Raw genomic sequence first — 10,545 nt, forward strand, 5'->3', positions numbered from 1 at the left:
AACACTCCTTACATGCGGAACACGCCAAAGCGTGTATCTTCAATCGGTGCATTTAATGCCGCAGAGATACTTAAGCCTAGCACTGTGCGCGTTTGCGCAGGATCGATAATGCCATCGTCCCATAACCGCGCCGAAGCATAGTAAGGGTGGCCTTGGTGCTCGTAAGTATCAATAATCGGCTGCTTGAACTTGGCTTCGTCTTCCGCGCTCCAGCTCTCGCCTTTGCGTTCTTTACCATCACGGGTAACTTGCGCCATAACGCCAGCGGCTTGCTCGCCACCCATTACGGAAATGCGCGCATTTGGCCACATAAACATCAGGGTTGGATCATAAGCGCGGCCACACATACCGTAGTTACCAGCGCCATAGCTACCACCAATTAACACGGTAAATTTCGGCACTTTCGCACAACTTACTGCAGTAACCATTTTCGCGCCGTGCTTAGCAATACCTTCCGCTTCATATTTCTTGCCTACCATAAAGCCGGTGATATTTTGCAAGAACACCAATGGAATTTTACGCTGGGCACAGAGCTCAATAAAGTGCGCGCCTTTTTGCGCCGATTCTGAAAACAGAATGCCGTTATTCGCCACAATACCCACTAAGAAACCGTGAATACGGGCAAAGCCAGTAACTAAAGTGTTGCCGTAGTTCTGTTTAAATTCATCAAAATCAGAATCATCAACAATACGAGCAATTACTTCGCGCACATCGTAAGGCTTGCGCAAATCAGTGCCCACAATGCCGTAAATTTCTTCTTCGGCATAACGCGGCGGTTTCACCGGCTCTACATCCAGCTCGGCTTTAGCAGGGCGGTTCAAACGGGAAACTGAACGCCGGGCGATATCTAGCGCGTGTTCATCGTTCACCGCAAAGTGATCGGCAACACCGGAAACGCGGGTGTGCACATCGGCACCACCAAGCTCTTCAGCGCTTACTTCTTCACCGGTGGCCGCTTTTACCAATGGCGGGCCTGCTAAGAAAATAGTACCTTGCTCTTTTACGATAATCGATTCATCAGCCATGGCAGGTACATAAGCACCGCCAGCGGTACAAAGGCCCATTACCACAGCAATTTGTGGAATGCCTTTCGCCGACATATTCGCTTGATTGAAGAAAATACGGCCGAAATGATCCCGATCGGGAAATACTTCATCTTGCTGGGGCAAGTTCGCACCACCAGAATCAACTAAATAAATGCAGGGTAAGTGGCAGCGTTCAGCAATTTCTTGCGCGCGTAAATGCTTTTTAACGGTAAGCGGATAATAGGTTCCACCTTTTACCGTTGCATCGTTTGCAACAATCATGCATTCAACGCCTTCAACACGGCCAATACCGGCAACAACACCAGCAGCTGGCACGTAATCATCGTAAACATCCCATGCGGCAAATTGGCCAAGCTCTAAAAATGGCGAGCCGGCATCGAGTAAACGTTGAATACGATCACGGGCAAGCAGCTTGCCCCGTGATTCATGCCGTTCTTGGTAGCTTTTACCGCCACCTTGTTTAATTTGTGCCGCTTTTTCCTGCAAATCAGCCATTACGGCTTGCATCGATTCTTTATTCGCTAAAAATGTTTCATCGCGCGAATTCACTTTACTGGTGATAATAGCCACAACGAGGTTCCTTATCGGTTAGCGCTAAATTATTTCGATTCCGAAAATAACTCACGGCCAATTAACATACGGCGAATTTCCGAGGTGCCCGCACCAATTTCATACAGTTTGGCATCGCGTAATAAGCGGCCCGTAGGGTATTCGTTAATGTAACCGTTGCCGCCCAATAACTGAATGGCATCAAGCGCCATTTTGGTTGCTAATTCAGCTGCATAAAGAATAGCACCAGCGGCATCTTTACGAGTGGTTTCGCCACGATCACAAGCTTTGGCTACCGCATATACATAAGCACGGGCAGCGTTCATTTGTGTGTACATATCGGCAATTTTGCCTTGCACTAATTGGAATTCACCAATGGCTTGGCCAAATTGGCTACGTTCGTGAATATAAGGCACCACAACATCCATGCAGGCTTGCATGATACCCAAAGGGCCCGCCGCTAATACCGCACGCTCGTAATCAAGGCCGCTCATTAGAACTTTAACGCCTTGGTTTAATTCGCCAAGAATGTTTTCCGCTGGAACACGGGCATCTTCAAACACTAATTCACAGGTATTTGAGCCGCGCATGCCGAGCTTATCGAGCTTCTGCGCAGTGCTAAAACCTGGAGTGTTTTCTTTTTCAATAATAAAAGCAGTAATGCCTTTCGAACCTTTGCTCGGTTCAGTTTTTGCGTAAACTACTAATACATCGGCATCAGGGCCGTTGGTGATCCACATTTTATTACCGTTCAGAATGTAGTGATCGCCATCTTTCTTAGCGTGTAACTTCATGCTTACTACATCAGAACCAGCGTTTGGCTCACTCATGGCCAATGCGCCTACGTGCTCGCCACTTACTAATTTAGGTAAATACTTTTCTTTTTGCGCTTGGCTGCCGTTAATTTTTAACTGATTCACGCAAAGGTTAGAATGCGCACCATAGCTTAGGCCTACAGAAGCAGAAGCACGGCTAATTTCTTCCATAGCAATTACGTGCTCTAGGTAGCCAAGTTGTGAGCCACCGAACTCTTCAGGAACAGTAATGCCGAGTAAACCCATATCGCCAAATTTGCGCCACAAATCGGCAGGAAACTCATTGGCTTCATCAATTTCGGCAGCACGCGGTGCGATTTCATCACGAGCAAATGCATTTACTTGCTCACGAATCATATCGGCAGTTTCACCGAGATCAAAATTGAAAGTTTTATACGCGCTTATCATGGGTTCTCCTTGGTTTTTTCGGTAAGTTCTGCTCGGCATCCGCTCTCAACGGCGGTTAACTCGTGCAAAACAACTTTAATATCTTCGAGTTGCTGGCGTAGAGCCAATTTCTTGTCGTCTATTAAACGCAACATAGTTTGCAGTTGGTTCACACTGCTGCCATCACGTTCATACATATCAAATAGGGTTTTAGTTTCCGCCAACGTAAAGCCAAGCCGTTTGCCGCGTAAAATCAGCTTTAAACGAACCCGATCTTTTTGCGTGTAAATGCGTGTTTGGCCGCGCCGCTCGGGCATCATCAGGCCTTGATCTTCGTAGAAACGAATGCTTCGTGTGGTGATATCAAACTCTTTCGATAAATCACCAATACTGAACGAATCCTGGGTGCGGCGAACGCGCTCAGGGCTAGTTTCAAATTCTGCTTCCACTGCTGAAACGTTAGTATTCTGCATGTTACTATTCCCACTTACTTGCCATACGGCACTTATACACGATAAGCTAACATGAAGTTTACGTTAACGTAAAGTTTTACAACCTTCAGGAGATAAGTTTCATGAGCTCAGATTCAGTAGTAATTGTTTCCGCCGCGCGCACGCCAATGGGCGGTTTCATGGGTGAATTAAGCCCTGTGAGTGCACCCGATTTAGGTGCCGCAGCCATCAAAGCCGCCGTAAGCCGTGCAGGCATTGCCGGCGAAGATGTGAGTGAAGTAATCATGGGCTGTGTGCTTCCTGCGGGTTTAAAGCAAGCCCCAGCACGGCAAGCCATGATTGGTGCAGGTTTGCCACTTAGTACCGGTGCTACCACCATTAATAAAGTATGTGGCTCAGGTTTAAAAACCGTAATGTTCGGCCATGATTTAATTAAAGCAGGCTCTGCTAATGTAGTAGTGGCAGGCGGTATGGAAAGCATGTCGAATGCACCGTATTTGTTAGATAAAGCACGTGGCGGCTACCGTATGGGCCACGGCCAAGTTATCGATCACATGATGTTCGATGGCCTACAAGATGCCTACGAAGGCAAAGCCATGGGCTGCTACGCGCAAGATACGGCCGATAGTTATGGTTTTAGCCGCGAAGATATGGACGATTTCGCCATTCGTTCACTAACGCGGGCGCAGAACGCTATTAATGAAGGTTTATTTGCTGATGAAATTGAACCGTTAACCTACAGCGATCGCAAAGGCGATGTTACGGTAACTATTGATGAGCAACCGGGTAAAGCGCGCATTGATAAAATTCCAAGCCTACGCCCAGCATTTGCCAAAGATGGCACAGTAACCGCTGCTAACTCATCATCTATTTCTGATGGCGCAGCTGCGCTGGTGTTAATGCGTGAAAGCGATGCCAAGGCGCGTGGTTTAACACCGTTGGCGCGTATTGTTTCTCATGCTACCCATTCGCAAAAGCCTTCAGAGTTCACTATGGCGCCAGTTGGCGCAATGAACAAAGCGCTTGAGCAAGCAGGGTGGAGCAAAGATGATGTAGATCTTTGGGAAATTAACGAAGCATTCGCCATGGTAACGATGATTGCCATTAAAGATATGCAGCTCGATGATGCGAAAGTTAACGTGAACGGCGGTGCTTGTGCACTTGGCCACCCAATTGGTGCTTCTGGCGCGCGCTTGCTCGTTACCTTGTTGCACGCACTGAAGCAACACGGCAAAAGCAAAGGCGTAACCTCACTGTGCATCGGTGGTGGTGAAGCGGTAGCCCTTGCAGTAGAAATGATTTAAAGCGAAATAGGTGGGCTTGAGTGCAAATGATACTCAAGCCACAAAAAAGGCCCTACGGCGGGTTGGGAATCGCTGTAGGGCCTTTGTTTTTGGTGTATGCTATTTCATATAGAATACTTGGTGTAAGCTGTTCGGAGTTATTGAAACGCGTTACAACACAAATGCATATAAGTAAGCCGACATAGCAAGGATTCCGAGCACTGCGATTACTCCTGGAATCATTACGTTATAAAGTAAGTTTTTACGGATTTCTTCAATCATAGGTTACTCCTCGGTCAATAAAATAATTAACTCGAAGCGGTTGCTGCTGTCTGTGCGCTTCAATCTCCAGACACGGCGTATTATATACCTTGCAACGTACGATTGGAGATTATTCGCATGAAATCGAGTAATGGATATCAAGAGTTTAAGTAGGGATACATAAGCGCAGAGAAGGATTAGAAAAAGTATGGCAGATATACAAATTTCAGCACGAGTAAGCATTCCTGATAGCGAAGTTGAGTGGCAGTTTATACGCTCAAGCGGAGCGGGTGGGCAAAATGTGAATAAAGTGGCTACCGCCGCACAACTTATTTTTGATATACGCGCCTCAACTTTGCCAGAGTTCTACAAAGAAAAGCTCCTTAATAAAAGCGATCACCGAATTACTCAAAGCGGCAAAATCATCATAAAGTGCCAAGAAAGCCGAAGCCAACTCGCCAACCGCGAACAAGCTCTAGCTGATTTTATTCAGTTGGTTGCAAGCGTAGCCATTGTGCAGAAAAAACGCATTGCCACACGCCCCACCAAAGCCAGCAAAACCCGCCGTATCGTTGCCAAAAAACAACGCGGTGGCATTAAAGCCGCCCGAAAAAAGCCCGGAACTGAGGGTTAACCCCCTTGTGCTAGTTTAAATAGTTCGTTAATTTCAGTTATTAATTAATCATTGCCGGTATTTATAAAATTGGGTATTGTTAATTTTAAGTTAAGGAAGTTTTGAGGCCGGAAGCCACTTTTCATGTTGCGCTACCGTGCGGTAGCGGATCTATTCATCTCCTCACTATCCCCGCTCAAATATTACCCTCAACGAGTTCGATTTAAATTATTTCGCTTAACCAAAATTGCACTTTATTAAAGGAAAACTAATGGAAAAGAAACCACACTCAGGGCTCGGGCTAGGTTCATTTTATACGAGCATCGTATCAGGAATTATTCTTATTATATTGATTGTTTCGGCCGGGTATTTGGAAGCCTCCAGCCCAGGCGGAATGGATGAAGAATCATCAGCCGCGATTGTTATCGGCTTGCTCATGCTTTTGAGTTTAGCAGCCTCGCTAATCGCTCTTGGGCTGGGTATTAGTGGGCTCTTTCAGAAAGAGAAAAAGAAGATATTTGCGATTCTTGGCAGCCTAATTTCGGCGCTCATCATAGTGGGCACCATATCTCTCATAGCTTTCGGCCTTTCAATGGGTTGATGATAATTGCTAGGTGTTTATGGTAATGCAAGTTCTTTATTCCAGAAATATTAAGACGGTTCAGTGTCCTCGATGTGAATTACGTTACGCTAAGAAAGAAACTGAATGCCCGCATTGCAAAGGTTTACCTGATTCAGAGATAGAAACTTTGAAGTTAGAAACCGAGCGCGAGGCCGATGCTCACTCCAACCTCGGTAAAGTGATGTCGGCTGCTGCTATCATAATCATGCTCGTTGTGGGTTTCCTGTTTGTACTACTTTAACCTGCACATAAATAGTAATTAAATATGCTTAGCTTTGTACTCTCTGAATCTGTGAAGTATTAAGCCTCGCCGAGATCTACAAAGCTAAGTATTGTTGAAAACAGTTGTATGGAAGTAACGAGAAAAGATAGGCCGGAAGCCTCATTACTAAAGCGCTTCCGTGCGGTAGCGTGAGCAACCCATTGCTTTTTCTGCAATTTTTTAGCCAAAGCCTAATGAGGTTTGAGTCACCCAGCAGGTGAGAACACGAATAAATTATGAAAGCTGGGCATTCAAGGAGATAGTTATGCCAAAGGAAATAGAACAAGCGATTTTTGCAATATGGATCTGCTTAGGTTTTTATGTTGTATCAGCACTTATTGGTATATGGACCGGTGAGATTTCTTCAGGAGAATTCGTGTTCAGCGTGTTCATATATGCACTATATTGTATTTTTCCATACAAGCTGAGCAAAGGCAGTAATCCAGCGCGTTGGGTTTTTACAATCATCTTTGCGATGGGTATTGTGTTAATGATAGGTGGTATAGGTTCGGAGATGCCGAAAGCGGATTGGGTGACTTCATTCATTACCATACCAATTTCTATTTTCGCTATTTTTCGTCTTTTTCAACCGGAATCGAATGAATGGTTTCGGTGGGATTGAGTTATTTAAAAAAATTCTCACAGAACATTAGTGTATTTGCCGTGCGGATAAACGATCTTTAAGCAGAAACTAGTTTTCGAACTTTTAGTTCGCCTCTGTGTTTCTCAGCATGCCAAAGCTGATATTGAGATTGTTGTTCAAGCCAACTTTCTGCGGAAGTATCGAAAGCGATGGACAGACGAACCGCCATTTCTGGGCTGATCCCCGCCCGGCCATTAAGAATTGAACTAAGAGTTTTTCTGCTAACGCCTAACGCGTCGGCGGCTTCGGTAACGGAGATACCTAGAGGTTCAAGGCATAGTTCTTTAATGATTTCACCTGGATGGGGTGGGTTGTGCATAAGCATAATATACCTCAATGATAGTCTTCATAATTGACAGTGCCGATATCGCTACCGAGAAAAACAAAAGTTACTCGCTAGTTGCCACTTACATTAACGGACCACGTACCGGAACGATTTCCAGTCAGTTTATGCAAACGTAGTCCCGGTAAATTCATGTCTCTGGGTTCAGTTGCCACATTTAATTGCCCGAGAATTAATCGCAAACGCTTCGTATGTGTAGCTTGAATTCCATTAGTACAACCGGTGTGAAAGAACCTTTGTAAACCTTTATGTTTAAAACTTTGAATCACAGTTAATGTAACCTATAACGCCTCGGGTATCAATCGGGTTTGTAGGACTACCAACGTCAATTAATCGGATCTAAGTCGATCTTTGTTGCCTTTTCCATCGCGAACAGTAAGCGCCGATGTTTTCAGGCAAATATCTTGAACTCTCAAGCGTAGGCATTCGTTAACTCGCAAACCCGAGCCATAAAGCAGTTCGATAATAAGACCATAGATCCCGCTCACATTGTCAATAATACTCAGAGCCTCTTGAGCTGTGAGTACTACTGGTAGCTTGCGTTGATAGGTTGCTAGTGTGAATCCTAAATCACCAAGCTCTTTGCCAAGTACTTTCTGATACATAAACACCAAAGCATTCAACGCCACTTTCTGAGTGTTTGGCGCGACATGCCTTACTGAAGCAAGCCAAGTGAGAAATGATTTAACTTCTTCACCACCCATTTGCTCGGGGTGCTTCAAATCATGAAATCGAATGTATTGTTTAATCCAGTAAAGGTAAGTTTTTTCAGTTCGCAGCGCGTAACCGCGCAATCGAATTTCGGCACGGAGCATTTCCATAAAAGGGCTTTTACCCATAGCATCGTTCCTTGAGCTATTTCTAGTTTAATTAAAACAATTATCCGTTATACGCGGAATTTAGCCATTCACGATTTAGTAAGCCTTTGCGCATACTATCGAATTGCTGATTTAGAAAAAGCAAGTTATGGTAGAGACATAGGAAAATTCGGTACCCAGATATACGGAATTGCAAAGGAGTTTTTGCTCAATCTCGCTATCTAAAATATACGTGAACGCTCGATTTGCTTGTTGGGTAATTGAGTTGTATTCAAAGAGTAAAGCGTTGTGAAGTGGGGCGTTCGTTCAAATTATACCGTGGGATTGAGCTCGATACACCGCTCCTTCCTACTATACAAATGTTATGCGCACTAAATCTAAATCCGAGGTTGTCGATTAAAACCATGAGAGATGAATTGAGGCGCAAGATTGTTGAAGTTTGCACGAAGAAACTGGAATTGAAAGGTGATTCGGTTGGACTCTCGTTTTATGCGTTTTTTGCCAATAGAAATGACGAGCCAGAGTTACTAATGGAAGCCGCTATTTGGTGGATTAAAGTGCACAAACTAGATCATTTCGAAAAGGCATCGAAGATTAAACGCATGGTTGAGTCTGGGCTCTGATGAACAGTACGTATAACAAGTCAATTAACTACGCGCCTGCGGCGCCGGACGTGCTAGCGCACGCCGGTTATTTCGGGCGTTAGAGAACTCAGTAGTCAGCAGCGTGCAATTAGGGCTTATCGTTGAGTGAATATCTAAACCCCAAAATCGACAAGGAGCACTGATGATTTACGCCTGGGTCGACGGAGTAAAACGGCAACCTAAAGCAAAAGGTGAGACAAGTGTCTGTACCGGATGCGGCGGTAAGCTTTTTGCTGTCATTAGCCCTACGCGGATTGCTCACTGGAGACATAGAGGTGGGGACTGTGACTCTTGGTCGGAAGCCGAAGGCCCTTGGCATCTGCAATGGAAATCTATTTTTCCAATCGAGTGGTGTGAAGTCACACTAAAGAATCAAGCAGGTGAAACACACAGAGCAGATGTACTTGTGCCTTCCTCATGTGGTGCTTCTCTCGTATTAGAACTTCAGCATTCCTTTATAACAATCGAAGAAATGTTCATACGAGAAAAATTCTACAAAGAAGATCATCGGATGTTTTGGCTGGTCCATCTATATCAAGATAACAAAAGCAATTCTTCTTTTAACTTTGAGATGTCGTTGAACACTCCGTTAGCAACGCATGAAGTCAAAGGAAAGAAATTCGAAGTTCACGAATGGATCATGCGTGGTAATTTCTTGGAAAAATGGAAGAGCTCAACTGCTCATGTATTCTTAGACGTCAGAGGTAGGATTTTCTATTTGGCTACCTTGGCGGCCTGCAAAGACCTTGTCTCATCTCTTAATCCAAAAGAATTTGCCATTGCAAGACTTACCAGACAAGAATTTATCAAAGCAGCCGGCGCAGTGATAAATATCTAACACCTGGTTCAAACCGTTCGCTTCGTTCACTGGGACGGGCTAAAGCCCGCCCCTTAACCAAACGTTAAGTGACTAGGAGGGATAATTGAGAATACTACTTTTGATAATGTCAGGACTCTTCTGTATATCGAGTTTTGGTATTGCTGGATGGATTTATCGTATCGGAACTGATTCAAATGGTAATGGCCCTTTTATACTAATTTCCTGTTTTGCGTCTTTGTCGGCCATTACTTTAGGTTGGTGGGTTTCACTTTACATCGCGCAGCGGCAGTCAACACTTTCAATTATTACACAATCGAGATTGAGTGAGTCATATTTAAAACAAGTGCAATCATTTCAACAGGCGTTTCCTTCTGGTCAGAAACTAACATCTGATAAATTCAATGATCCAGCAAATGAAGGCGCTCGTCATGGCCTTATTAGCGTCCTTAATTTTCTCGAGTTTATTTCTATTGGAATAAAGCAAAACGATTTAAGTGAATCAGTGTGTAAAGCTTTCTTCCTAAAGGTTTTTAGCAATCAATGGTATCGTTGTTCTGAGGTAATTAAGCACATGCAAACTCATACTCATTCAAGGACATTTGAAAATTTTGAATATTATGCAAAGAAGTGGGACAGTACTCTACAATGAATCAGTCAATTAGCAAGGCGCATCACTCGCGGTCTTCAGCCGCTGGGACGCCAACCCGCTTGACGAGTTTGCGCCCGTGTGCTTTGCGTTAGAAGTTACTAGATATGCACCCGTCGTTAACCTCCGAATTTATTCCACCTCCACCGCTTAAGCCGAAAGCAAAGATGGAGCGGAATGAACCGTGTTGGTGTGGCTCAGGGAAAAAATGGAAGGTCTGCCATAGGGACAGGCACAAGCAAGAAGTAGTGCCTCCAGGGAAAATTACCCACGAAATTTCTGTAGCGCAGCAGCGCGGCCTATGTCTGCACCCCGACGCAGGGGTAGCCACCTGCACAAAC

The 10,545-nt window shown here is 44.8% G+C and carries 14 protein-coding genes; 8 read left to right on the forward strand and 6 right to left on the reverse strand.

The features are described 5' to 3' along the window. Positions 1-8: 8 nt before the first annotated feature. The 3 genes from A28LD_RS01025 to A28LD_RS01035 are packed head-to-tail and all read right to left on the reverse strand — an operon-like array spanning position 9 to position 3,270. Positions 9-1,616 (reverse strand): carboxyl transferase domain-containing protein, encoded by a 1,608-nt coding sequence (locus A28LD_RS01025; RefSeq protein ID WP_007419192.1) that lies wholly within the window; start codon positions 1,614-1,616, stop codon positions 9-11. A 29-nt stretch (positions 1,617-1,645) separates the two neighbouring features. After that, positions 1,646-2,818, reverse strand: coding sequence for an isovaleryl-CoA dehydrogenase (locus tag A28LD_RS01030; RefSeq protein ID WP_007419193.1), 1,173 nt, complete (start codon positions 2,816-2,818; stop codon positions 1,646-1,648). After that, the gene (locus tag A28LD_RS01035) at positions 2,815-3,270 is read right to left on the reverse strand and encodes a MerR family transcriptional regulator (protein ID WP_007419194.1); all 456 of its coding nucleotides are present in this window, start codon (positions 3,268-3,270) and stop codon (positions 2,815-2,817) included. Before A28LD_RS01035 ends, A28LD_RS01030 begins: the two co-directional genes overlap by 4 nt. A gap of 101 nt (positions 3,271-3,371) precedes the next feature. On the opposite strand from A28LD_RS01035, the gene A28LD_RS01040 reads away from it, so the two are divergent. The 4 genes from A28LD_RS01040 to A28LD_RS01060 all read left to right on the forward strand — a co-directional run bounded on the left by A28LD_RS01040 (position 3,372) and on the right by A28LD_RS01060 (position 6,912). Beyond that, the gene (locus A28LD_RS01040) at positions 3,372-4,553 is read left to right on the forward strand and encodes a thiolase family protein (RefSeq protein WP_007419195.1); all 1,182 of its coding nucleotides are present in this window, start codon (positions 3,372-3,374) and stop codon (positions 4,551-4,553) included. Positions 4,554-5,001: 448 nt separating this feature from the next. Beyond that, complete coding sequence (gene arfB, locus A28LD_RS01045) at positions 5,002-5,427, forward strand: alternative ribosome rescue aminoacyl-tRNA hydrolase ArfB (protein ID WP_007419197.1); 426 nt, start codon at positions 5,002-5,004, stop codon at positions 5,425-5,427. A 250-nt stretch (positions 5,428-5,677) separates the two neighbouring features. Continuing rightward, complete coding sequence (locus A28LD_RS01050) at positions 5,678-6,007, forward strand: hypothetical protein (RefSeq protein ID WP_007419198.1); 330 nt, start codon at positions 5,678-5,680, stop codon at positions 6,005-6,007. Positions 6,008-6,555: 548 nt separating this feature from the next. Further along, complete coding sequence (locus tag A28LD_RS01060; protein ID WP_007419200.1) at positions 6,556-6,912, forward strand: hypothetical protein; 357 nt, start codon at positions 6,556-6,558, stop codon at positions 6,910-6,912. A gap of 58 nt (positions 6,913-6,970) precedes the next feature. On the opposite strand, the gene A28LD_RS01065 is transcribed toward A28LD_RS01060, so the two are convergent. The 3 genes from A28LD_RS01065 to A28LD_RS01070 all read right to left on the reverse strand — a co-directional run bounded on the left by A28LD_RS01065 (position 6,971) and on the right by A28LD_RS01070 (position 8,115). After that, on the reverse strand, positions 6,971-7,252 hold the full coding sequence (locus A28LD_RS01065; protein ID WP_337442340.1) for a HigA family addiction module antitoxin: 282 nt from the start codon (positions 7,250-7,252) through the stop codon (positions 6,971-6,973). A gap of 77 nt (positions 7,253-7,329) precedes the next feature. Continuing rightward, positions 7,330-7,545: a type II toxin-antitoxin system RelE/ParE family toxin gene (locus A28LD_RS12105; RefSeq protein ID WP_443134839.1), complete on the reverse strand. Its 216-nt coding sequence runs from the start codon at positions 7,543-7,545 to the stop codon at positions 7,330-7,332. A 60-nt stretch (positions 7,546-7,605) separates the two neighbouring features. Then, positions 7,606-8,115, reverse strand: a complete 510-nt coding sequence (locus A28LD_RS01070) for a phage integrase N-terminal SAM-like domain-containing protein (protein ID WP_007419202.1) — start codon at positions 8,113-8,115, stop codon at positions 7,606-7,608. 383 nt (positions 8,116-8,498) lie between these two features. Here A28LD_RS01070 and A28LD_RS01075 point away from each other — a divergent pair, with 383 nt between their 5' ends. The 4 genes from A28LD_RS01075 to A28LD_RS12455 form a co-directional block, all read left to right on the forward strand. Beyond that, positions 8,499-8,717, forward strand: coding sequence for a DUF6500 family protein (locus tag A28LD_RS01075; RefSeq protein ID WP_040486782.1), 219 nt, complete (start codon positions 8,499-8,501; stop codon positions 8,715-8,717). A gap of 163 nt (positions 8,718-8,880) precedes the next feature. Further along, the gene (locus A28LD_RS01080; RefSeq protein ID WP_007419204.1) at positions 8,881-9,576 is read left to right on the forward strand and encodes a hypothetical protein; all 696 of its coding nucleotides are present in this window, start codon (positions 8,881-8,883) and stop codon (positions 9,574-9,576) included. Positions 9,577-9,661: 85 nt separating this feature from the next. Next, positions 9,662-10,207, forward strand: a complete 546-nt coding sequence (locus A28LD_RS01085) for a DUF4760 domain-containing protein (protein ID WP_007419205.1) — start codon at positions 9,662-9,664, stop codon at positions 10,205-10,207. 164 nt (positions 10,208-10,371) lie between these two features. Further along, positions 10,372-10,545, forward strand: a 174-nt coding sequence (locus A28LD_RS12455; RefSeq protein ID WP_443134840.1) for an SEC-C metal-binding domain-containing protein, incomplete at its 3' end; no start/stop codon positions are given.

This window comes from Idiomarina sp. A28L (assembly GCF_000218785.1).
Classification (GTDB): domain Bacteria; phylum Pseudomonadota; class Gammaproteobacteria; order Enterobacterales; family Alteromonadaceae; genus Aliidiomarina.